Below are 25,987 nucleotides of genomic sequence, written 5' to 3' on the forward strand. Positions count from 1 at the left end.
CCGGCGTGCCGGGGCGGGCGGGGGAGGGGGCGGGGTCATCCGGTGCTCGGGACACGCTCCGGCTCCTGGTCGCGGCCCGGCCCGGCGGCGAGGCGGATGCCGCTGAGCATCTCGTCGAAGGCGCTGTTGTCGGAGTAGTAGAAGACGGACGGGTCCTGGCCGGACGCGACGCCCGGGGCGGGACGGGCACTCGCGCCGGCCAGCAGTTCGGCGAGCCGGTGGTAGAAGTCCTCCAGCGGCAGCCTCGTCGGGAAGAGCGAGTGGTAGCAGTCGAAGAGTTCGGGGTCGTCGCTGATGTGCTGGTCCCGGCTCTCGTCGTACAGGTCCGTGCCGGGCAGCGGCGTCAGCACGGAGAAGCTCGGCATGTCCACCTGCAGCTCCTCGATCGTCCGGCCGAGCCGCGCGAAGTCCTCGTCGACCCAGCTGGGCTGGACGATGAAGTTGGCCCGCACCTTCACCTGGTTGGTGTGGAAGAGCTCCAGGGCCCTCCTCGTCTGGCCGGGGTCGGTGCCCTTGCGGTAGACGGACAGTTCGTCGTCGGTCATCGACTCGGCACCCACCAGTACCGAGTCCAGGCCGATCTCCGCCCAGCGGGCGATGACGTCGGGCCGGCGCAGCGCCGTGTCCGTGCGTATGTACATGTGGAACCGCTTGCGGAAGCCGGCCTTGTCGATGGCGTCGGCGAGTTCGAGCATGCGCGCGGGCTGGATGAACGCCTCGTCGTCCACGACGTAGAGGTTCTCGCCGTCGATGTCGGCGATCTCGGCGAGGACCCGGTCGATGTCCTTGACCAGATAGCGCCGGTCCGTCATCCGCCACAGCGAGCAGAACTTGCAGGTGTACGGACAGCCCGCGGTGAACCGGATCAGGGACACCGGCCGGTAGATCGAGTGGAAGTAGTCCTGCCGGTGGTGGGAGAGCAGCGAACGGTCCGGCATCGGCAGGTCGTTGAGCGCCGCGGGGCGTGGCTTCCGGTCGCGTTCCAGGCCGGTGCGGTCGTCGTACGGAGCGAGCCCCTGCCCCGTCTGCGGGGTGCGGCCCGCCTCCAGGTCGCAGGCCAGCCGGTTCAGCGCCGCGCCGCCCTCGCCCGCCACCACCCAGTCGGCGGCGAAGCCGTCGAGCCACTCGGCGGAGACGGTCGGGTGGTGGCCGCCGAGCACGATCGGTACGTCCGGCCACAGGCGGCGGGCCTCACGGCTCACCTCGCGGGACACCCGGACGCTGGTCGTGTAGGGGATGGCCACGCCCACCAGGTCCGGCGGTTCGTGCGTCGCCGCGTACTCCGACAGCGGCGGATCCAGGCGCAGGTCGTGGATCGTCACGTCGTGATGTCCGCGCAGCGCGCCTCCGAGGTATTCGAGCGGCAGCGGTTCGCAGCAGCTCAGCCGGTCGCTGAGAAGCGCCCGTTCGTTGCGCGGCCACACCAGCAGAACCCTCATCCCATGCCTCCCAGACGTCGGTCCCGGTCCGCTTCGCCAGTCCCGGTCCCCGGTCCGTCCCGGAAGACCTCGGTGGCGATCCTGTACAGCCGCCCGGTCTGGACGGCGGGGTCGTCGCTGCCCAGCGCGGCGGCGAACATCCTGCTCATCGCGGTGCCCTCGTGGATGCCGCGCTTGGGCCGCATGGCCACCTCCGCGGGCAGCACGTCGGCTGCCGCGGTGCGCAGCACCCACTTCGCCGTCCCCTCCCGGACCTTGAGCCGGCCGCGGATGTCCAACGCCGCGGCCATCACCTCCGGTGACCAGTACGGGTGGCGTACGGCGGTGTGGCGGGCGTCGGCGAAGGCCGGGTGGAACTCGTTGCTCCGCGCGGTCGCGCGGGTCTGGGCGACGACGGCCCGCTCGACGGCCTCCTCGCCCCCGGTGCCGCCGAGCCCCGCGAACACCAGGTCCGCCCCGTAGCCGGACAGCAGCACCTGGCGGCTGTCGGTGGCGAGGTGGTCCTGGAGGAAGCAGGCGGGTGCGGCGATCTGCAGGGTGAGCGCGTCCCAGGTCTCCATCGCGCGGATCATTCCGGGCAGCATCTCGGCGAGCTGGTCAGGACCGAAGACGACCTCCTCGTGCTTGGTGCCCAGCCGGTCCGCCAGCCACGCCGCCTGGGCGAACTCGTCGCCGAACGGCGTGCCCACCGTGTAGGTGCGCACGGCCGACGCGCCCGCCTCCCGTACCGCGAGCGCCGCGACGGTGGAGGAGTCCACACCACCGCTGAGCGAGACACCGATCTCGTCCGCACCCGCGGCCAGCCGTGCGACGGACGCGCCCAGCACCGTCCGGACGGTCCGCACCGCCTGGTCCGGGTCCGTCACCGAGGGCCGGTCCGGCAGCGCCGCGAGCCGGTGCACCGAGACGGGTTCGTCGCCGTAGGCGTCCACCACCAGCGTCACCGCGCTGTTCGCGGGAACCGCAGTGACCCCGGCGAACCGGCCACCGGGCAACAGCGAGCGTTCGGCGTCCCCCAGCACCACGGGGGAGCCGAGGAGCGGAAGCATGGCACCGGCCGACGTACCGACGAGCAGCGCCCCGTCGGCACGCGCCCAGTGCAGCGGGCAGGTCGCGCCGACGTCGCTCCACAGGGTCGCCCGGCCCTCGCGGACCAGGACGGCGCAGTAGCGGCTGTTGCTTCGCGCGGTCCAGGCCACCAGGTCGGCGAGCTGTGCGTGTTCCGGCGGTTCCTCCGCGGAGAGCCGGTCGCCCTGGACCACGAGGACGTCCGTGCCGTCGCGCCGCACCGTGGTCTCCATGCCCCGGCCCTCGCCGAGCAGACCGACCTCGGTGCCGCCGTCCGGCCGACTGGTCAACAGGAATCCGGCCATGTCAGTAGACCCCCTCGACGCGGTGTCCCTCGGTGAACTCTGGGCTGTACGGATCTCCCACCCACGGCCATGGGAAGCGTTCGGCCGCGACCCCGTACGGGCGGACCCGCCTGGCCCGGTCCCGCTCCCAGAAGCCGGGCAGCAGGGCGTCGTCCGTCAGCCGCCAGACCCGTACCCGGCCCTCCTTGCCGTAGGGGACGTCCTCCCCCTGCTCGTCGACGACGTCGAGGGCGACGTGGGGCTGGCACGGCACGTAGACCACCCGGTGCTCGTCCTCCGCCTCGAAGGGCTTCTGCCAGCTGATGCCGGTGGTCGACGTGCCGTACATCCCGACCACCGGGGCGCCGGGGAAGAAGTCCTCACGCAGCTGCCGATGCGCCTCGGGCTCCAGGGTGGTGCCGGCGTGCACGACGGCCCGGACCCCGGCCAGCGCCCCGGTACCGAGCCGCTCGGGCAGCATCTCCAGCAGCCGGGAGGTGCAGAACAGGACCCCGATGTCCTGGGACCGGGCCACTTCCGCGATCTGCGCCCAGATGTGGTCCACGTAGCGGTCGTAGGCGGCGGTCATGCCCTCCTCGCCGAAGATCTTCACGATCCTCGGGTCGAGGTCGATGGAGAAGCACATCCCGCCGCGGCGCTCCGCGAAGGCGACCACCAGCCGGCCCGTCGTGTGCGGACCCATCGGCCCGACGAACAGCCAGTTCTTCCCACGCGGCACGCCGTGCAGGTCCAGGAACTCGTCGGAGAAGTCGAGGACGTCCTCCCAGTAACGACCGCCCCAGGTGCCGTGCTTGGCCGGTCCCGTGGTGCCGCCGGTCTGTGCCGCCCAGAGCGTGCCGCCCTCGGCGAGCACCGAGCGCGGCACGAAGTTCTCCAGCGGGGTCCGGCGCGCGGCCTCCTCGAAGTGCATCTGGTCGTGCCCGTCCCGCAGCCCGATCAGGGCGACGGCGTCCGCGATACCGTGCACCTTGCCCAGGGCGTCGGTGGCCTGCCGCCTGTCACGCTCCAGCCAGTACGGCGTGCCGTGGCGCGGATCGAAGTGCAGGCGGACGAGGCGGCGTACGTCCTCGTCGGTGATCGGACGGAGCCTCGACTCGCTCGGACATCGCATGACGGGTCCCTCTCCTTCGTTGCCGTCCGGGCCGGTCACGCGGAGGCGCCCGGAAGTACGGCCTTCTTCTTGAACAGGAAGTCGGCGAGATGGCCCTCGTGCGGGTCGCACGGGTGGTAACCGCGGTCGAACTGGTCCCCGGCGAAGACCTTGTCGATGCCCGGTTCCTCGGCGAGCGACCGCACCAGCCCGTCGGTCCCCCCGACGACGGACACGATCAGGGAGCCGGCGCACGCGGCGACCGCCTTCGAGCGGGGCACGTGCGCCACCGCCGTGAAGGGGAAGGGGAGTTCCGTCCCGAACAGCGGTGATCCGGGGTCCACCAGCAGCACCGTCGGCCGGAGGAAGGCCCGGCCGTCGAGGTCCACCCGCAACGGCACACCGGTCGTGGCCGCGGTGACGTCCACCGCTCCGGCCGCGACCTCCCTCTCGATCCGCAGGGCGAGCGAGTCCCGCGCCGCCCGGTCCGGGAAGGCCGGCACCGCCGCCCGGGGATCGTCGAGCGGCAGCACCGGCCTGACCCCGAACTCGTGGGCCAGCGCCTCGGCCGCCTCCGCGGGATCGCCCAGTACGACCAGGGAGCTGATGTTGGTGCAGAGCCTGCCGCACCCCGCGAACGCCTCCCGGGCCAGCCGCTGCCAGACGTCCCCCGGCAGTCGGTCACCGATCACCGCCCGGCTCCGGCCGAAGTGGTACGTCTTCACCTTTCCGGCCGGCAGGTCGGCGGGCACGTCCTCGCCCGGCCACAGCACCTGGTCGGCCAGCCGGCGCAGCGCGGGCGCGTCGCCGTGCACCAGGGACAAGCCGTGCTCGGGCAGCCCGGCCGCGTACAACTCCTGGGTGAGCAGCGACGGCGTGAAGGGGTCGGCGGCCGAGGTGCTCAGCAGCACCGGACGGCGCGCGGCCAGGGCCTGGAGCCACTCGATGTTGACGGTCGGGAAGTTGCCCGGCTGACGCACCAGCACCGACCGGCCCGCCGGGCGCCAGCTCCACCGCAGGTCACGACCGCCGGTCCGGTAGGCCGCCGCCGTGCCGTCGGGGGACTGCGTGGCCAGGATCTCCTCCATGCGGGCGAGGTCCTGGGCGGCCGTGCGCAGCCCGCGGGCGGCCCGCCGGTGCGGCAGGCCGCTCACCGCGGACAGCGCCCGCAGCCACGGGTCGAGGTCACCGGTCTCCAGCCGGGTGGTGACACGGTCCGCGGCGCGGCGCAGCAGCCCGAACCAGGCGGTGTCGTCCATGCCGCGCAGGAGGCGGGCCGCCCGGCCGGCCTCCTCGGCCATCCGGAACTGCGTGAGACGGCCGGCGGAGCCCAGCCGGGCCAGCGGCCTGCCCGCACCGTCGCGGAGGACGTCCGGGCGGTGCGACATGACCGGCCGCGAACCGTCGTGGGCCGGGACGTCGAGGACTTCCGTGTCCAGGGCCGCCGTCGGCGCACTCACTGGACCTCCGGAACCAGGGCGGCCGGCTCCTTCGCCTCCGGCACGCCGCCGTCGAGCACGCCGAGCCGGGTCTGGACGGTGCTGAGGTCGGCCAGGTAGGCGATGCGCTTGTACTTGCCGTCGCGACGCGTGGGGGTCATGTCGTCGTACAGCTTCCACAGTTCGTCGATCGACGCCGCGTCGCTGGAGGTCACCGGGATGTGGCCGGTGAAGCAGTCGCTGTCGTCGGTCTCCAGGGTGAAGTCGACCCGCTTGGCCATGTCCTTCTCCACCTCGTGGTGGAAGGGCACGAAGAAGCAGGGCGAGACGATGTCGTGCCGGTTGTCACCGAGCCTCGCCTGCAGCCAGGTGATGGTCGAGCGCATCGCCTCGTCGGTCTCGCCCGGGATGCCGAGAATCAGGGTGGCCTGTACACCGATCCCGGCCTTGCTCAGCGAGCTCAGCGCGCGCTCCGTCACGTCGACCTTGACGGGCCGGCCGAGCCGCTTGAGCAGCGACCAGTCGAGGGTCTCGACGCCGACCAGCAGCCGGAAGCAGCCCGAGTCGCGCAGCATGCGCGCCATGTCGTCGTCGATGAGGTCCGGGCGTGCCTTGGCCTCCCACTCGAACTTGCCCTGCAGACCGGACTTCTCGATGCTCCGGCACAGCTCCTGCATGCGCGGGACGTCCTCGACGAAGTCGTCGTCCTCGATGCGGATCCGGTCGAACCCGTGGACCTCGACCAGGTCGCGGATCTCCTCGACCACCCGCTCCGCGCTGTGCCGGCGCTGGCCCACCCCCCACTGGTGCTTGGAGTAGCAGTAGGCGCAGGCGTACGAGCAGCCGCGGCTGGTGACGAGGTTGCCGGACCGGCCTCGGGAGATCTGGTTGTACAGCTGCATGTCCGCCAGGTCCCGGGCCGGCTTGGGCAGCTTGTCGAGACGCATCACCTGCGGCGCGGCCGGTGTCTCGACCACGACCCCGTCGTCGTCGCGGAAGACGATGCCGCGGATCTTGCGCAGGTTCGCGCGCCCGTTGGTGCCGTACTCGTGGACCAGGTGGGAGAAGGTGACCTCTCCCTCACCCTTGACCACCACGTCCGCGGAGCCGTCCTCGACGAGCTGGCGTGCCAGTGGTGTGGCGCCGACACCGCCGTAGACGACCAGCGCGTTCGGATGGTGGCGACGGCTCTCGGCACCGAGCTTGATGCCGTTCTTCAGGCTGGATGTCAGGACCTGGATGCCCACGATGTCCGGGTGGTGGCCGCGCAGGAACTCGTTCGGCGTGGCCAGCGGCCTCTGGAGGACGAACAGTTGGTCGTCGATGAACCGGACGTCTGTGCCCTTGGTGTCGTGGAAGGTGCCCTCCCGCAGGGTCGCGGCCAACGAGAGCAGCCCCAGTTGCGGTGCGGAGATCGACTCCCCGGAGTACGACGACCGGCGAGCGTTCACGAGTAGAACCTGCATACGTGTCTGGCCTCCTGCGCGTGGACAGTCCCCGGGCACCGACCGACTGCCCGCACAGCCTGTGCACCCGGCTCCGTGGGTGGCGTACGTGGTGCTGTCGTGCCTGCCCGCCTGTGACGGGCGGGAGCGGTTCCGCGGCGGCTCGCGTCGGCGGGGGGTCACATAGGGCTTGCAAGCCGCATTACAGGGGACACCGCACGTCGGAGCGGCGTCCAATGCCAATCGCGGGTCACCGCGGACCGCCCGTGGCATGACTGGATCCGGCACGCGCGCGTCATGCCGTGCGGGCATCACGCCGATGCCGTCTCGGCCTATGGGCCGGGAGCGGGCCCTGTGGCAGCATCGCTGCGGAGTCCGCCGGAACGGCCCGGCCGGTTCCTCCGCAGCACACCACGACCGCCCGGCCCCTCCCTTCCAGAGGAGTGTCATGACCGCTTCCCACTTGCCCGCCGGTGCGACGGAGCCGACACCCACCACGGATCCGGCAGCCGACGAACGCGAGGTGTTCCGGCGCGACGGAGTGGTCCGCTGGGACCACGTGCTGACACCCGGGCAGGTGGCGGATCTCCGGGGGAGCGTGGAACGTGCCTTCTTCGACGACGGACGGCCGGCCGAGGGGGTCCGCGACCTGTCCGAGCGCAGGGGCAGACCGCTGGATCTGGCCCTGCTGCAGAAGGTGGACCTGTGGCAGTCCGACCCGGCCTGCGAGGCCCAGGTCCGCCGCCCCGATCTCTACCGGCGGGTGGAACACCTGCTCGGCGGACCCGTGCGCCTGTTCCGCGACCACTCCTTCTACAAGCCGGGCGGCAAGGGCGACCGCAGCCGTCTCGTCCTGCACCAGGACAACCGCTACTGGCACCTCACCCCGCCCGAGGCGGTCACCGTGTGGATGGCCCTGGACGACGCCACACCGGAGAACGGCTGTGTCCACTACGTCCTCGGCAGCCACCGCTGGGGCCGGGTGGAACACACCAGACCGGAGGAGGGCGCCGTGCTGGTCGAGGCGCGCAGCGAGCAGGAGCCCGTGGCGTACCCGGTGCCAGCGGGCAGCGCGCTGGTCCACCACGCCAACGCCCTGCACGGTTCCGGGCCGAACCTCACCGACGGCCCCCGCCGCGCCTACGCCCTGGTCTTCGTCCGGGCGGACGCCTCCGCACGCGGCGAGGCGATGACCGGGTTCCCGCTCGCGGCGGACCTCGCCCGGTGATCCCGGCGATGGAGGAGCAACCGGCGTACGAGACGATTCTGCTGGACCGGGCCGACGGAATCGCCTGGGTCACCCTCAACCGGCCCGACCGGCTCAACGCCACCACCGAGCGGATGCACCACGAACTGCTGGACGCGTTCGCCCGGGTCGCCGAGGACGGCTCCAGCCGGGTGCTCGTCCTCACCGGTGCCGGTGACCGGGCCTTCTGCATCGGCAGCGACCTCGGCTTCCTCACCGAGGTCCTGGACGGCGAGGAGACCGACTCCGACCTGTTCGCCGCCTACCTGGAACGCCTGAACCAGGTGGTCTTCGCGCTGGAGCGGATGCCGGTGCCGACGATCGCCATGGTGCAGGCCAAGGCCCGGGCCAGCGGCTTCGAGATGGTGGTGGCCTGCGACTTCGTGGTGATCGCGGAGGAGGCCCGGATCGGCGACGTGCACACACCGTACGGCCACATGCCGGGTGCGGGTGCCACCCACCGCACCGTCCGGAAGATCGGCCTGCAGCCCGCGATGGAGCTGCTGATGACCGGCCGGTGGCTGTCGGCTGCCGAGGCCGTCGACAAGGGTCTTGCGCTGCGCGCGGTGCCGCGTGAGCGGCTCCGGGAGGAGACCACCCTGTTCGCCCGCACCCTGGCCGACATCCCCGGCGACTGCCTGCGGCATCTGAAGGCGGCGGTGATGGGCGGCCTCGGCCGGACCGTCGAGGAGGCCGTCGCCGTCGAGACGTCCGAGTACCTGGCGCTGCTGCGCTCGTCCTCGGGACCGGTCGACGGCTTCCGCGCGGGGCAGCGGGAGCGGGCACTGCGGCGGGCCGGCCCCGCCTCCGGTACGGAGACCGGCGTCACGCGTCCGGCTCAGGGCGTCGGTCCGCCTCCGTAGCGGCGCCGGGCTTCGGGCAGGTCCTCGATCCGGTCGGTGTCCCAGGGCCGTTCCCAGCCGGCCAGCCGCAGCAGCCAGCCGGCGAGGGCGGCGGTGAACCCGTACACGAACAGGTTCCGGACCAGGAAGCCGGGGCTCAGATGGCCGTCGGGGAACCGGACGAGCAGCCGTGCCCCGGGGTCGGCGAGTTCCGCCAGGGGCACGCGGTGGACGGACACGATCTCCTCGCCGTCCCCGGCGACCCGGTCGCCCGCCCCCCACCAGCCGAGCACCGGGACGACCGAGAAACCGCTGTGGGCGAGGTTCAGCGGGGCCAGCGCGCCGACGACCCGGACCGCCGACGGCTCCAGCCCGGTCTCCTCGTACGTCTCGCGCAGCGCGGTGCCCACGGGGCCGTCGTCCCCGGCGGCACACGAGCCACCGGGGAAGCACACCTGGCCCGGGTGATCCCGCAGGGCTCCGGAACGCCGGAGGAAGAGCAGGTCGGGGCCCTGGTCGCCGGTGCCGAAGAGCACCAGGACGGCGGAACCGCGCGCGTGGGCCGGCGCCGGGCCCGCGTACCGCGCCAGCTCCGGCGCGAGGTCCCCCGGCGCCTCGCGGCCCAGGCCGGTCAGCCAGGGCGGCACCGCGGCGCCCGCTCCGCCCGTCCGGTCGTCCGTCACGGGCGACAAGCGTAGGGACACCGGGCCCGGCCGGGAAGGGCCCGCGGGAAGTACCCGTGGGAATCGGCGCTCCCCCACGCGGGCCTGGAGGATCATACGGGCGGGGACGGCGGTGCGGACCGGCGCCGTCGAGGCAGGCGAGAGAGCTGAGGACAGCGGATGAGTGGGATGCGGACACCCGGACCGGCACCGCGCACCGGACGGCGGAACGCGCTGACGGACGTGGCCGGGATCAGGGTCGGGCACGCGGGGCGCGCCGGTGACGGCTGGCTCACCGGAGTCACCGCGGTACTCGCCCCGGAGGACGGGATGGTCGCCGCGGTCGACGTACGGGGCGGCGGGCCGGGCACCCGGGAGACCGACGCCCTGGACCCGCGCAACCTGGTGGCGCGGATCGACGCGGTGGTGCTGACAGGTGGCAGCGCCTTCGGCCTCGAAGCGGCGGCCGGTGCGGCGGCCTGGCTGGAGGAGCGGGGCCGCGGCTTCCGGGTGGGTGCCGGCCCGGCCCAGGTGGTTCCGGTCGTGCCCGCCGCCGCCCTGTTCGACCTGGGGCGCGGCGGCCTCTGGAAGGCCCGGCCGGGGGCGGAGCTGGGGCGGGAGGCCGTCGAGGAGGCGGCCCGCGGCGCGGAGGGCGGGCCCGTCGACCAGGGCTGCGCGGGGGCCGGCACGGGGGCGGTGGCCGGCGGCATGAAGGGCGGCATCGGCACGGCGAGCGTCGTCCTGCCGTCCGGTGCGACCGTCGCGGCCCTGGTCGCGGTCAACGCCTCAGGCTCGCTCCTGGACCCGGCCACCGGTGCGTTGTACGGGGCTTGGACGGCGGTGGGTGACGAGTTCCGGGCCCGCGGGCTGCGCGCCCCCGTCCCGGACGCCGCGGTGCACGCCCGGGCGGGGGAACGTCTTGCCGCCGCGCGCGAGGAGAGCCGACGACGGCAGGCCGACGAGGTACGGCAGCTGAACACCACCCTGGCCGTCGTGGCGACCGACGCCGTCCTCACCCGCGCACAGGCCCAGAAGCTGGCGGGCACCGCGCACGACGGCCTGGCCCGCGCGATCCGGCCCGTCCACCTGCTGACCGACGGCGACACCGTGTTCGCGCTGTCCACCGGCCGGCTGCCTCTCACCGGTGGCGACGAGGACGGCACGCCGGACCGTACCGGCTGGCGGTCCCACACCGAGGTGGCGGCGGTCAACGAGATCCTCGCAGCGGGCGCCGACGTGCTCTCCCGGGCCGTGGTGCACGCGGCGCTGACCGCCGGCACCACCGACACTCCCGGCGGTCTCTTCCCCTCCTACCTGGACCTGTACGACACCTCCGCCGGATGAGTACGGCTGCCGGTGCGTGCCGCCGGGCGGAAGGCGCCGAGGCGCTCCCGCCCGGCGGCACGCACCGGCCGGGGACGTCGCCGATACGAGGGGGAGAGAGTGGGGAGAGCCGTCCCGGGCACAGTGGCCGGAAGCCGACCTGCCGTCCGTGGGCGGTCCGTCCGCCCGCCGCGGACAGCTCGCCGAGCCCTGGAGGAATCCTCCGACCGTGGAGCGCATCGCCCAGCCCACGCGCTCCCGCCCGCGGCCCCTCACGTTCATGCGGCTGCCGCTCGACCGGGAGCCGTCCGCCCGCGACCTGGTGGTTCTCGGCGTGCCGTACGACGAGTCGGGCCGATGTCCCGGAACTCGCCTGGGGCCGGGCGCCGTTCGGGACGTGTCCGCCCTCGCACACGTTCCCGGCGCTGACCGGGGCCCGGGCACCTTCGACCTCGTCGACTGCGTGGACGCCGGGGACATCGACCTGACGCCCTGGGACTCCGGCTCCCTGCCCGGGGTCCTGTACAAGCGCCTGGCCCACCTGCTCGACGGCAACGCCGCGGTGCTGCTGCTGGGCGGTGGCCGGTCGCTGACCGTGGCGGCGCTGCGCTCGGTGGCCGAGAGGCACGGCCCTGTCGCCCTCCTCCACCTGGCTGCCGACCCCGTGGGCCCGCACCCCGCGGGGGACGTCCTGCACCAGGCGGTCGAGGAGCGCCTCGTCGACCCGTCCGCGGTGGTCCGGATCGGCCTGCGCGGTGCCGGCGGCCCAGGCCGTGCCCCGGGAGGGGTGGTGCTGGACGTCGGCCGGTTCGGCGGACTTGGCGTCCGGGGTGCCGTCGGCGTCGTCCGGCACCGGATCGGCCGCCGGCCCGTCTACGTGTCGGTGGCCGTCGACGTCGCCGACCCTGCCTTCGCACCCGGTACCGGCACCCGGGTGCCGGGCGGGCTCACCTCACGGGAGGTCCTCGGGCTGCTGCGCTGCGTCGGGGACCTGTGCCCGGTCGGCTTCGAGGTGTTGGGGGTGTCCCCGCCCCAGGACCGGTCCGGGATCACCGCCGCGCTGGCCGCCGAGATCGGCGGCGAACTGATCCACCAGTACGCACGGGCCCAGCGCATTCCGATGTGAGCGGGTTCGGCGTCTCGCCGGGCTCCTTCCGACGGCGGAGCCGCCGCCGTGCGGGCCGGGCGAGCCGCCTCGTCGGGGCCGCGGGGCAGCGCTGCCGCACCAGGCCGGTTCCGCGCGCGGTCGCCGGACGGCCGGGCGGGCCCGAAGGACGGGGTCCACCTGCGACGACGGTCCCGGACGCCGTTCTCCCGGCGCCCGGGACACCTGTCACATCTTCGGCGCCTGCTCGATGAACGTGTCCAGCACCCCGTCGGCCACCTTGATCGGCCCCTGCGGCCGGGTGGTGCCCGGGATGGTGGTGAACGCGCCCGCCTGCTCGGCGAGTTCGGCCGCCCGGGCGAAGTCCGCCTGCCCAGTTCCCGCGTGCAGCCGGGCCCGCAGCCCGTCCAGGGTGGCGTCCAGCGCACCGCCCCACACGTCGAGCGCGTCCAGCCACGGCTTCGTCTGCGCCAGGAAGGCCGGGTCCCGGACGCCGGCGCGGATCTGTCCGGGAGCCCCGGCCAGTACATCGGCGTAGGCGGTGAGATCCCGCAGCGCGGCCCGCCTGCGGGCGACGGATCCGCTGCTCCAGGCCGTGGTGAAGTCCGCCAGCCGGGCGCTCAGTTCGGGTGCCTGCGGCTGCCAGTCCGTGTCGCCGAAGGTCGGTGCGAGATGCTCGGTGTCGAAGAACGCCAGCAGGGCCCGGGTGGTGGCGGGGTCCCCGCCTGCCAGGTAGCCGGCCGCCGCGCGCCAGGTGCGGCCCGGGTCGTAGTCCTCGTCGTTCCAGGCGAACGACGCCCCGCCGAAGAGGGCGACCTTGCTGGCCGCCGCCTGGTTCATCGGGTTGAGCACGATGCCGCTCAGCGCCTTGTGCAGCCCGGCTTCCCGCTTGTCGTACGGGGCCATCAGCAGGCGGCCCGTCGTCTGCCCGTAGTCGTTGACCGGGTAGTTGTCCCAGAGGAACACCTTGCGTCCCCACACGGCGGACGCGGCCTCGGCGTCCGCCACGCTGATCGAGGGCGGAACGACGTCCGTGCCCGTCCACTGCACGATCACCTTCGGGTCCAACTGCTCGCGCAGCACGGACTTGTAGGCGGAGTCGGCCGTGTCGGAGTACTCGGTGGGCACGAACTGCAGTGGCCCGGCATCCGAGTGGGTGTCGACGAAGTCGCGCTGCACGGCGTTGAGCAGGTCGGCCTGCGCCTGCCCCGCGCTGCCCCTGCCCGGAGCGCCGTACTTCTCCTGGTCGGCGGCGCAGTTCCACCTGGTGTAGCTGATGTCGTCCAGTGCCACGTAGAAACTGCGCGCGCCCTGGTCGTAGAGGGTGCCCAGCTTCTCCTTCAGGGCGTCCACGTCGTCCTGGTCGCTGTAGCAGACCGACAGGCCGGGGGAGAGGGCGTAGGTGAAGTCGACGTGGTGTGCGGTGGCCTGCTCGATCAGGTCACGCAGGTCGGACAGCTTGTCGGCGGGGTACGGCTCGCGCCACTCCTCCCTCAGGTACGCGTCGTCCTTCGGCGTGTAGATGTAGGTGTTGGCCTTGATGTCGCCGTAGAAGGCGAGTTGGTCGAGCCGGTCGCCGTGCGACCAGGGTGCGCCGTAGAAGCCCTCGATGCTTCCGCGGAGGGGCATGGCCGGATGGTCCGTGATCGAGACGGCCGCCACGGTGTGTCTGCCGGTCACCAACTGCCGGAGCGTCTGGGCGGCGTAGTAGGTGCCGTCCCCGTCGTTGCCGGCGAGCACGACGGAGTCGCCGCGGGAGGCGAGGGAGTAGCCCTCCGCGACGAGAGTGCCGGGTACGGTGCCGCCCGCGGCCCGAAGGGCGTCGGCCACGGCCCGGTCCCTGATGGAACCGGCCACGACGGTCAGCTTCGCCCGATGGGCGCGCGACGCCGATGGGGCGTCCCCGGCCGGACCGGTGTCGATGTGGCGGGCCCCGGCCGAGGCCAGCGCCCGCTCGATGACGTCCACGCTCGGGGCGTCGACGTCGTCACCGAGGACGAGGCGCACACGGTCCGGGACACGCAGGTCCCGCCCCGCCGGCGTCATGCGCTGCGGGGTGGGGGTGACGACGGGCGGGGCCGGCGGCCGAGCGGCGCCGGGCGCGTGCGCCACGGTGGTGACCGGCTCCTCCCTCGCCTGGGCGGGGGAGGAGAGGGTGCCGAGGGCCAGCACCACGGCGGTGCCGAGAAGGGAGAGCCTGGGGACACGGAGAAGACAGTGCGAGTGGCTTTCAGACATACGGATTACGCACCTCCACGGAAGTGGACCGTCACGTTCAGGTGATGTGGTCTAAACCACCACTCGTCGTCGCCGGTGTCAAGATCGGGTCGTCCGAGGCGATGAACCGATCTCCCGTCGTCGAGAACACGTTTGACGGCATGTCGGCCCGCCGGCGGACGGCACCGAACCACGTCTCTTTTCCGAAGAGCCTGGTCACAGCCCCATCAGTTGCATCTGCTCGGCCGTGTGGTGGTCGCCCGCGGCCGGCGGCAGGCTGTCCAGCAGAGCCATCTGACTATCAGTCAGTCGAACGGACTCGGCGGCGGTGTTCTCCTCTACGCGCGCCACGCGCCTGGTGCCTGGGATGGGGACCACGTCGTCACCCTTGGAGAGCAGCCAGGCCAGAGCGACCTGCGCCCCAGTCGCCTCGGCCTCGGCGGCGACCGCCTCGACCGCGTCGGCGATGCGCTGGTTGCGCTGGAAGTTCTCCCCGGTGAAACGCGGGTTCGTCGCCCGCAGATCGGTGGCGTCGAAGCCGTCCGTCGAGCGGACCTTGCCCGTGAGGAACCCGTGGCCCAGTGGGGAGTAGGCCACGAACCCGATGCCCAGCTCCCGCAGGACCGGCAGGACGTCCGCCTCGGGGTCGCGGGTCCACAGGGAGTACTCCGACTGCACTGCGGTGACCGGGTGGACGGCATGGGCGCGCCGGATTGTTCCCACGCCTGCCTCGGAGAGCCCGATGTGGCGGACCTTGCCCTCGGTGACCAGCTCGGCGAGGGCGCCGACGGTTTCCTCGACGGGTGTGTCCGGGTCGACGCGGTGCTGGTAGCAGAGGTCGATGCGGTCGGTGCCCAGGCGCCGCAGCGAGCCCTCCACGGCGGCGCGGACGTTGGCCGGGCTGCTGTCCGGCACACCCGGGCCGCCGCCCGCGTGGGAGACGAGGCCGAACTTCGTCGCCACCACGACCTCGTCGCGGCGGCCCCTGATCGCCCGGCCGACGAGCTCCTCGTTGGTGAACGGGCCGTATGCCTCGGCCGTGTCGAGGAAGGTGACACCCAGCTCGAACGCCCGGTGGACGGTGCGGACCGACTCCGCGTCGCTCGTGCCCGCCCCGGTGTAGCCGAAGGACATCCCCATGGTCCCCAGACCGATCCGGGACACCGCCAGACCACCCAGCTCGATGTGCTTCACGCGTCTCCCCGCGAGTCGGAACGTACGTCTCGTCGGTGCCAATCGCACCTGCCCCGTGGCCGGACCGGGCGCCACGGCCCGACCGCCGCCCGATCACCGTCGACACGGCGGCCGACGACGACCCGGCGGTGCGGCCCCGCCTCAGGGCGGCACCGGCCCGGGGTCACACCTCGTACTCGACGCCCACGCCGCCGAAGTGCAGCCGGCCCTGCACGACGACCTTGTCGCCGTTCTTGTCGTATCCGGTGAGCAGGCCGGCCTCCATGAGCCGAAGGACGATCTGCGTACTGAGCTCCTGCCTGCCCACACCGCCGAGCCGCTTGACGAGTGCCTTGTAGCCGAACTCCTCCTCCGCGAGGTCGTGGAAGACCTGCCGGGTCTGCTCGTCCATGGGGTACTGCGCCATGTCCAAGCCCTCCTGGTTGGCCAGGATCTCGCGCTGTTCGAGGCGGAAGCTCAGCGGCTCGACGCGGTAGTGCGGCTTGAGCAGGACCTTGCCGCCCGTCCAGCGGAACCTGGCGATGCTGTTGAGGCGCTTGGTCAGGTCGCTGATCCAGCGCACCCGGGCGCCGTTCAGCTCGTCCTCGGAGAACTCGTCGCTGAGTTCCGGACGTTGGTGCCGGCCGATGGAGATCATCGTGGACGCCCGGTCGCGGAACTCCGAGACCGAGGGACCCGAGTGGTCCTGACCGTTGGCCACCAGCTTCTCGAACCACGTCTTGCGGCTCAACCGGTCGTCGTCGGACTCGGTGATCCTCCGCTTCCGCCAGAACTCCGAGTCGGGCTCGGTGAAGGACGCGAACGTGTAGAACGACGCCAGGAACTCGTGGTACTGCTCGTAGGCCTCACGGTACGTACGGTTGTACCAGGCGTGTACGGCGTCGAGCTCCTCCTCGTCGCGGGTGATCCGGTCGATCGCCGCCGCCGCGGACACCGCCGACTGCGAGGCCAGGTGGACTCCCTGGGAGAACAGCGGATCGGTGAAGCACGCGGCGTCACCGCACAGGAAGAAGCGGTCTGCGGAGAACACCTCGGTGTCGTACGACCAGTCGTGCACGATCCGGACCTCGTCGACCTGCTCCGCGCCGGCCAGGAGGCCGGTGGCCTGCGTGCACTTCGCGAGCGTGGACCGGTAGAACTCGTCGGCCCCCATGTCCCGGACCTCGGTGGACTTGGAGCGGTCCACCACCAGGCCGACGCTGTAGAGATCGTCCTTGACCGGGATCATCCAGACCCAGCCGTCCTCGAAGGTGATCGAGTACGTCGTGCCCTTCAGGTCGCCCTCGAAGGGGTCCTCCATCCTGAAGTAGGACCACACCGCGAAGTTCTTGTAGAACTCGTCGTACCTGCGCAGGCCGAGCTTGCGGACCAGCGGGCTGCCCGAGCCGCCCGCGTCGATGACGAAGTCGCTGTCGACCGTCGTCGACGCGTCACCCTGGCGCACCGTCAGGGTGACGCCCTCCGGCCGGGACAGGTCCACGTCGGTGACATTCGCCTCCTCGACCACCGTGACGCCGCGACTCCTGGCCTCGTCGAGCAGGAGCTGGTCGAACTCCTCACGCTTGACCTGGACGGCGTGGTCGAAGACCCACGGTGCGACCTTCGGCGCGGCGAACGAGAAGGTCCAGGGAGCCTGGTCCTGGCCCCAGAGGAAGGTCGCCGACGGCTTCTTCACGTAGTTCTCGGCGTCGATCCGCTCCTGGAGCCCGAGCCGGTTCAGGATCGACATCGTGCCCGGAAGCAGGGATTCGCCGATGCGGTACCGCGGGAACCTGGCGCGCTCGTATATGGCGACGTCATGGCCGAGCTTGTTCAAGGTGAGGGCCGCAACGCATCCGGCCGGACCACCGCCGATGATCGACACCTTCGATCGTGCCATCATGATCTCCCTGGGACGGACTGATGGAACCGCGCGCCGGAGCGGCCGCGCATTCCGGTGACAATGGGGTGTGCTCGAGGCCCGGTCAGGCCCCGACGTCGCGCGGCTGTGACCGCACCTTCTTGAGGCGGTCCGACATCTCGACGGAGTCGACCACGCTGATCTTCGAGGGAATCTTGAACGGCTCGACCTTGTCCGCGAGGAATTCGAGGACGTGCTTCCGGGCTGCCGCCCGGGTCAGTTCGCCCCTCGGTTTCACGCTCACGCACACGGTCTGTCCGGTGATGGCGTTGGGTTTGCCGTAGACGACGCAGTCCTCGATGAGGGGGCTGGCCAGCAGAACGGATTCCAGTTCGAGGGGCAGGAGCTTCTCACCGCCGACATTGATGACCTCCTTGGCCCGGCCCCTGATCCTGAGGTATCCGTCGTCGGTCTCCTCGACGAGGTCGCCGGTCCTGAACCAGCGGTCCTCGGTCAGCGAGTCGTCGGCGTAGTTCATGTACCCGAGGAACTGGACCCTGCTCCTGAGCTGGAGCTCACCGTCGACGATCCGGTGTTCGACGCCGGTGTCCGAGATCTTGAAGTAGGTGCTGTCCGACGACTCGCTCGTGGTCGTGGCGATCCCGGTCTCGCTCGTCCCGAACGTCTGGAGCAGCCGCACCCCCGGAAAGTTCCGGTTGACACGCTTGAGCAGTTCGTCGGACATCGGCTCGGTGCCGTAGGTGATCAGCCGGAGACTGCTGAGGTCGAACCTCTGGTGGAAGCCGCCCATGATGATCAGGTTGAGGAACGTCGGACTCGTGGGCAGCACCCGGATCCTGTGGCGTTCGATCAGTCCGCAGATCTCCTCCGGCACGCGCTGGTGGGGGAGGACCGCTGTGCCGCCGGCCACAAGTGTGCTGAGCAGGGAGTTGATGCCGCCTATGTGGTCGAACATCAGGACCATCAGGATGCTCAGCGAGCTCGCCCGGCGACGCGGACGCTTCTCCAGCTTCTCGCCGACGAGGGTGTCGAGGTTGTGCAGGATGACCTTCGGGGCGCCGGTGCTGCCGCTGCTCAGAAGGACCAGCCCTGCGGCGTCCGCGCCGCTGAGGCGGTCGATCATGCCCGCTGAGGCGGAGGTGGTGGATGCGGCGGCGGGAGCGGGAGCCGGCGTATCGAGTTCCTCGACGACGAGTCCGGCCCCCGTCCTCACCAGGAACCTGGGCCGGCAGTGCTCGACGACGGTGTCGAGATCCCTCTCGCCGAGCGTGACCAGGGGCACGACGACGTTCCTGCCGAGGAACAGGGCCAGCACGGTCGCTATGGAATCCAGCGAGTAGTTGCCGTGCACGACCACGACGTCGTGCGGTGCCACACCGTGCCTGCGCAGGACATCCCGCGTGTACCGGATGCGGTCCAGGAGTTCCTGATAGGTGAAGGCGGTGTCCTGGTCGAATATCGCGGTCTTCGTACCGAAGTCCGCGAACCGCCCCACCAGTTCGTCACGCATTCAGTGCACCCCCCCGAGGAAAATGGTCTCGCCCGTGATGAACGCCGACTGCTCGCCGATGAGGAAGTCGACCGGTCCCGCGATGTCCGCCACCGTGCACATGCGCCGGATCGCCTGACGGGCGATCAGCGCGTCGATCTTCGGCTGTGGGACGGATCTGGTGAGGACGGTGCGGACCGGTGGCAGGCCGATGGCGTTCACCCGGATCCCGAAGGCCGCCAGCTCCTTGCTCATGACCTGGACGAGCTGTTCGATCGCGCTCTTGCTGGCCGAGTAGGCCAGGTGTCCCTCCAGGGCCCACGGCACGGCGACCGTGGAGACGTTCAGGATCGCGGCGCTCGTCCCGCCCGACTTCCGCAGCAGCTTCACCGCTTCGCGGCAGCAGTTCAGCACCGCGAAGAAGTTGATGTCGAAGACGTCCCTCACGACCTCGTCCGGGGTCGTCATGAAGTGGTTCATCGTGGATGTGCCCGCGTTGTTGATCAACGCGTCCAGGTGACCGTGCTCTTTCCTGACCTCCCGGAACATCCTCTTGATCTGGGAGATCTCGGTGAGGTCCACCTGGTGGTGCCGGTAGTCCGGGTGGTCGATGGTGGAAGGCTTCCTGCTGCACCCGACGACCAGGTGGCCGGACTCGAGGAGGTGCTCGGCAAGCGACCTGCCGATCCCGGTCCGGGTGCCGGTGATCATGACTATCATGCGGTCACGCCGCGCCGGCGCCGACCAACCGCAGCTCTCCCTCGATGAAGTCGATCAGCCTGCGGACGCTGCTGAACGGACTCACCCGGAGCGAAACGGCCTTCTCGGAGGCCAGGGTGACCTCCACCTCGAACTCGTCCTCTATTCCTTCCTCGACCTGTGCGAGGAAGGCCACGAGATACATCGACTCGAATACCCCTTCATTGCCGTAGAGGCTCAGGTCGAGCACGTTGTCCGTGGAGATCTTCTCCACGCGCATCGAATTGATGTCATCGATGGCGTCGATGATGATCTGCAGGATTCGGTCAGTCAAAGCCGGCCTCCCTCTGTTGGGTCCCATCCAGATGCATCGGAGCCGACGCCGGATATTTATCGCATACGCCTCCGCCCCACGCAAGGGTCGTTCAGAGTGCGCGGACAGCTGTGCAACTGCTCCATTCACACAGTTGCACGGGGCCGTGCCGCATCCGGTGCAGGGCGGTGATCACGGCCTTCGTGCCTGCTCGGGCCGCGCCGACGGGCCAGGGGTGCGGGGCCGTGTGACAGGCGTTCCGGACTCCGTTGACAGGTTCTCGGCGGGCCGGTAACAATCACGTCCTCTTCGCATCCCGGTGTCCTCACCGATTATTCCAAGCGGTGCCGGCCAGCCATTTCCCTGGAGTCCACAAAAGCGGAACGGTCGCCTGTGCGCAGTTCCTCCCGCGTTCTCCACGCTGCACGTGAATGCGGCTCTTCTCGGTACACGAAAAAGGGGTCGTCATGACTGAACAGGCCGTCCACGGCTCCGGCGCCACGTTCCAGGACGCCCCGGTCCTGCTGCTCGTCGGAAGCGGATTCCGCCCCTACCGCGAGTACATCCTGGCAGCCGTCTCGAAGCACTACCGGCTCTGGCTCCTGGACGCCTCGGAGGCCACCTGGCAGTCGGCGTACTGCGTGGGTGCCACCCGGCTGGACACCCGGGACCCGGAGAAGATGCGTGAGGCGGCCGCTTCCGTCGTGGAGTCCCTGCCGGTCGTGGGCGTGTTCACCTACGACGAGTCGCAGGTCGTCTTCTGCGCCCGGCTCGCCCAGGACCTCGGGTTGCCCGGCAGCCCTCCCGAGACCATCAGCGCCTGCCGCGACAAGGCCACCACGCGCTCCGTGCTCGCAGCCGCCGGGGTGCCCCAGCCGGACTCGCGCACGGTCAGCAGCGCCGAGGAGGCCCTCGCCGCCGCCGACGAGATCGGCTTCCCGGTGATCGTCAAGGCCCGGGCCATGGCGGGCAGCGCAGGCGTCGTGCGTGTCGACCGCCGCGAGGACCTGGCCGGGGCGTTCGCCGCCGCGGACGGTGCCGACGCACTCGGACTCGCCCGCCACCAGGAGAACGTGCTCGTGGAGGAGCTGCTCACCGGACCGGAGATCAGCATCGACGCCGTCATCCACGACGGAGAGGTCACACCGACCGTCCTCGCCCGCAAACACCTCGGCGGCGCACCGTACTTCGTGGAGACCGGGCACGACGTGGACGCGAACGACCCACTGCTGCGCGACGACGAACTCATGGGCCAGCTGAGGGACATCCACCGCGCGCTCGGCTACGTCCACGGCGCCACCCACAGCGAGTTCAAACTCACCCCCAAGGGCCCCCGGCTCGTGGAGGTCAACGCCCGCCTCGGCGGGGACCTGATCCCGTACGTCGGTCTGCTGGCCTCCGGCGTCGACCCCACGGTCGCCGCCGCTCATGTCGCGGCCGGCCGGAAGCCCGACACCGCACCCGAGTTCCGCAGGTGCGCGGCGGTCCGCTTCCTGCCGCCCGAGACGCGGTGCGAGGTCGTCGAGGTCGTCGTCCACGAGGAACGCTTCGGGCCGACGATCCACGAGGTGGGCGTCACAGCCCGGCCCGGTGGCCGGCTCGCCGTGCCGCCGGAGGCGTTCCTCACCCGCTACGCCCATGTCGTGGCCGTGGGCGATGACATGGCACAGCTCACGGCCGACCTGGAAGGGCCGGAGCGGCTGGTCGAGCTGCGTGCCCGCGCCCTGTCCGACTGATCCGGGCCCGATCCCACGACGAGAACAGGACCCACACCACATGACCAGTACGCCCGAGGGCCTGGGCAGTGCTCCGGTCGGCCTGGCCGAAGTGCCCGCGGGAGGAGGGCTGCGCACCGGCGCGCTGCACGCGTCGGTGAGCGATCCCGCGCTCACCTCCATGACCCTGCTCAACGAGATCGCCGGGCGGTTCCCCGACGCGGTCTCCTTCGCGGCCGGGCGCCCGTACGAGGGCTTCTACGAGGTGGCCAGGCTGGGCCGTTACCTGAGCGCCTTCGAGCGCCACCTGGAGGAGGACCTGGGCCTGCGCCCCGACGCCGTACGCCGCACGTTCTTCCAGTACGGGCGTACCAAGGGGTTCATCCACCAGCTGATAGCCCGGCACCTGGAGATCGACGAGCGGCTCACCGTCGAGCCCGAGTCGGTGGTGGTGACCACCGGGGTCCAGGAGGCCATGGTCCTGGTGCTCAGGGCTCTGCGCACCGACACCCGCGACGTTATCTTCGCGGCGTACCCGGCGTACGTCGGATTCCTCGGCGCGACCCGTCTCGTCGACATGCCCGTCAGGTCCGTACGCGAGGGCCCGGACGGCATCGACGTGGCCGACCTGGAGGAGAGGATCCGGCAGGCCCGGAAGGAGGGGCTGCGGCCCCGCGCCTGCTACGTGGTGCCCGACTTCGCCAACCCCAGCGGCGCCACGATGCCGCAGGAGGCCCGGCGCAGGCTGCTCGACCTGGCCGAACGCGAGAACATCCTCCTTCTCGAGGACAACCCGTACTCGATGTTCCACTCGGGCGGGGAGGAGCGGCCACCGACCCTGAAGTCGCTCGACACCGGTCAGCGCGTCGTCTACTTCGGGTCGTTCGCGAAGACCGCCTTCGCCGGGGCACGGGTGGGATACGTGGTGGCGGACCAGCCCGTCGTCGACGGCGGCCTGTTCGCCGACGAACTCGCCAAGCTCAAGAGCATGCTCACCCTCAACACCTCCACGGTCGCCCAGGCGGTCATCGGCGGGTTCCTGCTGGAGAACGGCTGCAGCGTCGAGAAGGCCACGCACCGGGAGGCGGACGTCTACCGCAGGAACCTGCGGGCCGTGCTCACCGCTCTGGAGGAGAGGTTCGGCCCCGGGACCCCGGCGGGTGGCGCCGGAGTGTCCTGGAACACCCCGAAAGGGGGCATGTTCGCCGTCGTCACGCTGCCCTTCCGTGCCGACGACGCCATGCTCGAGTACTCCGCGCGGCGCTTCGGCGTGCTGTGGACACCCATGCACCACTTCTACGCGGGCACCGGCGGATTCCACCAGATCCGACTCTCCTTCAGTGTTCTGACGCCCTCACAGATCCAGGTCGGGATCGAGCGCCTCGCCGCACTCGTCGCCGACCGCACCTGAGACACCGCTCGGGCGGCGGCCGTGGCCGCACGGCCCGGGCACGCTCCCGCGGCGTACGAGCCGCGGACCTCACCGCACCTGATCACAAGGGGGACAAGAGATGGAACCGACCACTCCGCCACCAGCCGGGCCGGCCGCCCGGACCACCCGGCCCGGGGCGATCGCATGACGATCACGACCGAACCCTCCACCCCGCCGAAGCCCGGCCAGGACCACAAGCTCCGCCGCGAGCTCGGCTTCTGGAGCCTCACCGGGATCGCGTTCGGCGGGATCATCGGATCCGGCTGGCTGTTCGGAGCCTTCTACGGCGCCGCCGCCGCGGGCCCGGCGGCCGTCCTCTCGTGGGTCATCGCGGGCGCGGCGCTCACCCTGATCGCACTCGTCCTCGTCGAACTCGGAGCGGGCACACCGGAGTCGGGCGGCATGGTGCGCTGGCCCCTCCTCGCCAACGGACCGCTCGCCGGAACCCTCATCGGCTGGGCCGTGCTCCTCGCGGTGGCCAACTCCATGGCGGCCCAGGCCTCCGCGGTCGTGCAGTACGCCGACCGGTACCTGCCGAGTCTGTACGTCGACGACGCACTGTCGGTGTCGGGCAAGGCCGCCGGTGCCGCGCTGCTGCTGGCCCTGGTGACGCTGAACTGGTTCGGGGTCAAGCTGTTCGCACGCCTGAACCTCGCCGTCACCGTGATCAAGGTGCTCGTGCCGGTCCTCACCGTGGTCGCACTGCTCCTGGCGAGCTTCCACCCCGGCAACATCTCCGCCGGCGGCGGTCTCGCGCCGTACGGCTGGTCCGCCTCGCTGACCGCTATCGCCGGTGCGGGCATCATCTACGCACTCAACGGCTTCGCCACTCCCATCGAGTTGTCGGGCGAGGCGCGGAACCCGCGCCGGGACATACCCCGTGCGGTGCTGACCGCCATCGTGCTCTCGGTCGCGCTGAACGTCGTACTCCAGATCGCCTTCGTGCTCGCCGTCCCCGAGGGCAGCCTCGGCTCGGGGGGATGGGCCGGACTCGACTTCTCCTCGCCCTTCGGCGAGCTGGCCATCCTGCTCAACCTGGGGTGGCTCGCCACAGTCGTCTACGTGGACGCCGTGCTCTCACCTTCGGGCTCGACGTACGTGATCGTCGCCACCGGCAGCCGGGAGACCTACGGGGTGGCCAAGAACAGGGCGCTGCCGAGCCGGTTCGCCGAGGTGGACGACCGGGCCGGCGTCCCGAGGAAGGCGATGGCGCTGAACTTCGTGCTCAGCATGGTGTGCCTGCTCCCCGCCAACAGCTGGCAGGAGATCATCGGCGTGGTCGGGGTGCTCGCCCTGCTCACCTACTCGCTGTGCACCGTGGCGGCGGGCACCTTCCGGGTCGCCGCTCCCGAACGCCTCGCGGGCTGGGTCCGCGGCCTGCGCTGGATCGCGCCGGCCGGCTTCGTCGTCGGCTCGGAACTCGTCTACTGGGCCTCCTGGCACTCCCTGCGCACCGCGCTGCCGGTGCTGATGGCCACCGTGGTCCTGTTCGCCGTGCTCCGCCGCCGAGAGTTCGACCTCAAGGCCGAGCTGCGGACGGGCGCCTGGCTGCTCGTGTACATGGCGTGGGAGCTGGCGCTCTCGGGTCTCGGCACCTTCGGTGGCACGGGATCGATTCCCGCGCCGTGGGACACCGTCGTCGTGGCGCTCTGCGGGGTGCTCACCTACCACTGGGGCGTGCGCTCCGGTGCGGCGTACCTGCGTCGCAGCCCGTCGTGACCCCACCGCCGCCGCACACCAGGAGCCAGTAGCCCATGCACTCCGCCGCCGCCTCGATACCCCCGCTCGCCCACCACCAGCTGTTCGTGTTCCTCCTCCAGGCGGGCACCCTCGTGCTGCTCGCCCTGGCGTGCGGACGGCTCGCGACCCGGCTACGGATGCCCGCCGTGGCGGGAGAGCTCTGCGTCGGCATCGTGCTGGGCCCCACCGTCCTGGGCAGCGCCGCCCCCGCCGTCGCCGAGTGGCTGCTGCCGCGCTCGACCGAGCAGTTCCACCTCCTCGACGCACTCGCACAGCTCGGCGTGGTCCTGCTCGTCGGCGTCACGGGGATGGAGATGGACACGGGGCTGGTGCGCCGCCGGGGCGCCACCGCCCTGAGCGTGGGCATGGGCGGGCTGCTGCTGCCCCTGGGGCTCGGCTTCGCGGCCGGATGGGCGGCTCCTGACAACCTGATCCCCGAGAGCACCGACCGCCTCGTCTTCTCGCTGTTCCTGGCCGTCGCCCTGTGCGTCAGTGCCCTGCCGGTCATCGCGAAGATCCTCACCGACATGAACCTGGTCCATCGCAACGTCGGCCAACTCACCCTTGCCGCAGGCATGGTGGACGACATCATCGGCTGGATACTGCTGTCCGTGGTCTCCGCGGCGGCAGCCGGCGCTGCCGGTCTCGCCGACGTCGCCGAACCGCTCGCAGCCACGGCTCTCGCCCTGGCGTTCACGTTCCTGATCGTCCGTCCGCTGGTCCGGCGCGCCACGCGGGCGGCCGAACGCTCCGACGACAGCCGCGCCACCGTGGCCGGTGCCACCGCGTTCATCCTCCTCGCCGCGGCCGCGACCCACGCGCTCGGTCTGGAGGCCATGTTCGGGGCCTTCCTCGCGGGCATGCTCCTGGGGGCGGGGCCCCGGGCCGTACGTACCCGGCTGGCTCCTCTGCGGACCGTCGTCCTCGCGGTGTTCGCCCCGCTCTTCTTCGCCACCGCCGGGCTCCGGGTCGACCTGCGCGCGCTCGCCGACCCCGAGGTCCTCCTGGCAGCCTTCGTGCTCCTGCTGATCGCCGTCACCGGCAAGGTCGCGGGCGCCTACGCCGGTGCGCGTGTCGCCGGCATCGGGGCCTGGGAGTCCCTCGCGCTCGGAGGTGCCCTGAACGCCCGCGGCGTCATCCAGCTCGTCATCGCCACGGTCGGCCTGCGCATCGGCGTCCTCACCACCACGACGTACACGCTGATCGTGCTGGTGGCCATCTCCACGTCCCTGATGGCGCCGCCGATCCTGCGCTTCGCGATGCGCCGCGTCGAACACACCGCGGAGGAGGAACTGCGCTCGCGGGAGCGCTCGTTCCTGCCCGGGGAGAACGCCTCCGGAAACCAGGCAGAGGCATGAGCGGC

At 71.3% G+C, this 25,987-nt stretch carries 20 protein-coding genes; 8 read left to right on the top strand and 12 right to left on the bottom strand.

All coding sequences use genetic code 11. The features are described 5' to 3' along the window. Positions 1-35: 35 nt before the first annotated feature. From AB0I83_RS17740 to AB0I83_RS17760, 5 genes are read right to left on the bottom strand one after another with little or no spacing between them, the layout of a single operon-like run. Complete coding sequence (locus tag AB0I83_RS17740; RefSeq protein ID WP_356535570.1) at positions 36-1,439, bottom strand: radical SAM protein; 1,404 nt, start codon at positions 1,437-1,439, stop codon at positions 36-38. Then, positions 1,436-2,812 (bottom strand): asparagine synthase C-terminal domain-containing protein, encoded by a 1,377-nt coding sequence (locus AB0I83_RS17745; protein WP_363305193.1) that lies wholly within the window; start codon positions 2,810-2,812, stop codon positions 1,436-1,438. The genes AB0I83_RS17740 and AB0I83_RS17745 overlap by 4 nt, the downstream gene beginning before the upstream one ends. 1 nt (position 2,813) lies before the next feature. Then, the gene (locus tag AB0I83_RS17750) at positions 2,814-3,923 is read right to left on the bottom strand and encodes an AMP-binding protein (RefSeq protein ID WP_363305194.1); all 1,110 of its coding nucleotides are present in this window, start codon (positions 3,921-3,923) and stop codon (positions 2,814-2,816) included. Positions 3,924-3,958: 35 nt separating this feature from the next. Then, positions 3,959-5,362: an oxidoreductase gene (locus AB0I83_RS17755; protein WP_356535573.1), complete on the bottom strand. Its 1,404-nt coding sequence runs from the start codon at positions 5,360-5,362 to the stop codon at positions 3,959-3,961. Further along, on the bottom strand, positions 5,359-6,807 hold the full coding sequence (locus AB0I83_RS17760; protein WP_356535574.1) for a radical SAM protein: 1,449 nt from the start codon (positions 6,805-6,807) through the stop codon (positions 5,359-5,361). The genes AB0I83_RS17755 and AB0I83_RS17760 overlap by 4 nt, the downstream gene beginning before the upstream one ends. A gap of 427 nt (positions 6,808-7,234) precedes the next feature. Between AB0I83_RS17760 and AB0I83_RS17765 the strand changes: the two genes are divergently transcribed. Then, a complete protein-coding gene (locus AB0I83_RS17765) occupies positions 7,235-8,014 on the top strand; it encodes a phytanoyl-CoA dioxygenase family protein (protein WP_356535575.1) in 780 nt (259 codons plus the stop codon). Positions 8,015-8,022: 8 nt separating this feature from the next. Further along, positions 8,023-8,895 (top strand): enoyl-CoA hydratase/isomerase family protein, encoded by an 873-nt coding sequence (locus AB0I83_RS17770; protein WP_363305195.1) that lies wholly within the window; start codon positions 8,023-8,025, stop codon positions 8,893-8,895. Here the strand turns inward: AB0I83_RS17770 and AB0I83_RS17775 are convergent. Continuing rightward, positions 8,871-9,557, bottom strand: coding sequence for a CoA pyrophosphatase (locus tag AB0I83_RS17775; RefSeq protein WP_363305196.1), 687 nt, complete (start codon positions 9,555-9,557; stop codon positions 8,871-8,873). The two genes, AB0I83_RS17770 and AB0I83_RS17775, sit on opposite strands and share 25 nt — an antisense overlap. A 159-nt stretch (positions 9,558-9,716) precedes the next feature. Between AB0I83_RS17775 and AB0I83_RS17780 the strand changes: the two genes are divergently transcribed. After that, the gene (locus AB0I83_RS17780) at positions 9,717-10,880 is read left to right on the top strand and encodes a P1 family peptidase (protein WP_363305197.1); all 1,164 of its coding nucleotides are present in this window, start codon (positions 9,717-9,719) and stop codon (positions 10,878-10,880) included. A gap of 259 nt (positions 10,881-11,139) precedes the next feature. Further along, complete coding sequence (locus AB0I83_RS17785) at positions 11,140-11,985, top strand: arginase family protein (RefSeq protein WP_363305233.1); 846 nt, start codon at positions 11,140-11,142, stop codon at positions 11,983-11,985. Positions 11,986-12,192: 207 nt separating this feature from the next. Here AB0I83_RS17785 and AB0I83_RS17790 read toward each other — a convergent pair whose 3' ends face one another. From AB0I83_RS17790 to AB0I83_RS17815, 6 genes are all read right to left on the bottom strand, one after another. After that, positions 12,193-14,202, bottom strand: a complete 2,010-nt coding sequence (locus AB0I83_RS17790) for a beta-N-acetylglucosaminidase domain-containing protein (RefSeq protein ID WP_363305198.1) — start codon at positions 14,200-14,202, stop codon at positions 12,193-12,195. Between the two features lie 195 nt (positions 14,203-14,397). Continuing rightward, positions 14,398-15,375, bottom strand: coding sequence for an aldo/keto reductase (locus tag AB0I83_RS17795; protein ID WP_363305199.1), 978 nt, complete (start codon positions 15,373-15,375; stop codon positions 14,398-14,400). A gap of 163 nt (positions 15,376-15,538) precedes the next feature. Next, complete coding sequence (gene cmlS, locus AB0I83_RS17800; protein WP_363305200.1) at positions 15,539-17,257, bottom strand: chloramphenicol-biosynthetic FADH2-dependent halogenase CmlS; 1,719 nt, start codon at positions 17,255-17,257, stop codon at positions 15,539-15,541. Between the two features lie 82 nt (positions 17,258-17,339). Next, positions 17,340-18,746: an AMP-binding protein gene (locus AB0I83_RS17805; protein ID WP_363305201.1), complete on the bottom strand. Its 1,407-nt coding sequence runs from the start codon at positions 18,744-18,746 to the stop codon at positions 17,340-17,342. Further along, a complete protein-coding gene (locus AB0I83_RS17810) occupies positions 18,747-19,436 on the bottom strand; it encodes an SDR family oxidoreductase (RefSeq protein WP_356535583.1) in 690 nt (229 codons plus the stop codon). A 13-nt stretch (positions 19,437-19,449) separates the two neighbouring features. Further along, positions 19,450-19,758: a hypothetical protein gene (locus AB0I83_RS17815; protein ID WP_363305202.1), complete on the bottom strand. Its 309-nt coding sequence runs from the start codon at positions 19,756-19,758 to the stop codon at positions 19,450-19,452. A 446-nt stretch (positions 19,759-20,204) separates the two neighbouring features. On the opposite strand from AB0I83_RS17815, the gene AB0I83_RS17820 reads away from it, so the two are divergent. From AB0I83_RS17820 to AB0I83_RS17835, 4 genes are all read left to right on the top strand, one after another. Further along, positions 20,205-21,473: an ATP-grasp domain-containing protein gene (locus tag AB0I83_RS17820; RefSeq protein WP_363305203.1), complete on the top strand. Its 1,269-nt coding sequence runs from the start codon at positions 20,205-20,207 to the stop codon at positions 21,471-21,473. A gap of 40 nt (positions 21,474-21,513) precedes the next feature. Next, positions 21,514-22,863, top strand: a complete 1,350-nt coding sequence (locus AB0I83_RS17825) for a PLP-dependent aminotransferase family protein (RefSeq protein ID WP_363305204.1) — start codon at positions 21,514-21,516, stop codon at positions 22,861-22,863. A gap of 165 nt (positions 22,864-23,028) precedes the next feature. After that, positions 23,029-24,603 (top strand): APC family permease, encoded by a 1,575-nt coding sequence (locus AB0I83_RS17830; RefSeq protein ID WP_356535587.1) that lies wholly within the window; start codon positions 23,029-23,031, stop codon positions 24,601-24,603. Positions 24,604-24,638: 35 nt separating this feature from the next. Beyond that, complete coding sequence (locus tag AB0I83_RS17835) at positions 24,639-25,982, top strand: cation:proton antiporter (RefSeq protein ID WP_363305205.1); 1,344 nt, start codon at positions 24,639-24,641, stop codon at positions 25,980-25,982. Positions 25,983-25,987 lie beyond the last annotated feature (5 nt).

The sequence above is a fragment of the Streptomyces sp. NPDC049970 genome (genome assembly GCF_040660235.1).
In the GTDB taxonomy this organism is placed as follows: Bacteria; Actinomycetota; Actinomycetes; order Streptomycetales; family Streptomycetaceae; genus Streptomyces.

Excerpts from the sequence above, each read along its gene's own strand:
- AB0I83_RS17740 (WP_356535570.1), bottom strand. The coding sequence starts at position 1,439 with ATGAGGGTTCTGCTGGTGTGGCCGCGCAACGAACGGGCGCTTCTCAGC.
- AB0I83_RS17745 (WP_363305193.1), bottom strand. The coding sequence starts at position 2,812 with ATGGCCGGATTCCTGTTGACCAGTCGGCCGGACGGCGGCACCGAGGTC.
- AB0I83_RS17750 (WP_363305194.1), bottom strand. The coding sequence starts at position 3,923 with ATGCGATGTCCGAGCGAGTCGAGGCTCCGTCCGATCACCGACGAGGAC.
- AB0I83_RS17760 (WP_356535574.1), bottom strand. The coding sequence starts at position 6,807 with ATGCAGGTTCTACTCGTGAACGCTCGCCGGTCGTCGTACTCCGGGGAG.
- AB0I83_RS17765 (WP_356535575.1), top strand. The coding sequence starts at position 7,235 with ATGACCGCTTCCCACTTGCCCGCCGGTGCGACGGAGCCGACACCCACC.
- AB0I83_RS17770 (WP_363305195.1), top strand. The coding sequence starts at position 8,023 with ATGGAGGAGCAACCGGCGTACGAGACGATTCTGCTGGACCGGGCCGAC.
- AB0I83_RS17780 (WP_363305197.1), top strand. The coding sequence starts at position 9,717 with ATGAGTGGGATGCGGACACCCGGACCGGCACCGCGCACCGGACGGCGG.
- AB0I83_RS17785 (WP_363305233.1), top strand. The coding sequence starts at position 11,140 with ATGCGGCTGCCGCTCGACCGGGAGCCGTCCGCCCGCGACCTGGTGGTT.
- AB0I83_RS17790 (WP_363305198.1), bottom strand. The coding sequence starts at position 14,202 with ATGTCTGAAAGCCACTCGCACTGTCTTCTCCGTGTCCCCAGGCTCTCC.
- cmlS (WP_363305200.1), bottom strand. The coding sequence starts at position 17,257 with ATGATGGCACGATCGAAGGTGTCGATCATCGGCGGTGGTCCGGCCGGA.
- AB0I83_RS17805 (WP_363305201.1), bottom strand. The coding sequence starts at position 18,746 with ATGCGTGACGAACTGGTGGGGCGGTTCGCGGACTTCGGTACGAAGACC.
- AB0I83_RS17810 (WP_356535583.1), bottom strand. The coding sequence starts at position 19,436 with ATGATCACCGGCACCCGGACCGGGATCGGCAGGTCGCTTGCCGAGCAC.
- AB0I83_RS17820 (WP_363305203.1), top strand. The coding sequence starts at position 20,205 with ATGACTGAACAGGCCGTCCACGGCTCCGGCGCCACGTTCCAGGACGCC.
- AB0I83_RS17825 (WP_363305204.1), top strand. The coding sequence starts at position 21,514 with ATGACCAGTACGCCCGAGGGCCTGGGCAGTGCTCCGGTCGGCCTGGCC.
- AB0I83_RS17830 (WP_356535587.1), top strand. The coding sequence starts at position 23,029 with ATGACGATCACGACCGAACCCTCCACCCCGCCGAAGCCCGGCCAGGAC.
- AB0I83_RS17835 (WP_363305205.1), top strand. The coding sequence starts at position 24,639 with ATGCACTCCGCCGCCGCCTCGATACCCCCGCTCGCCCACCACCAGCTG.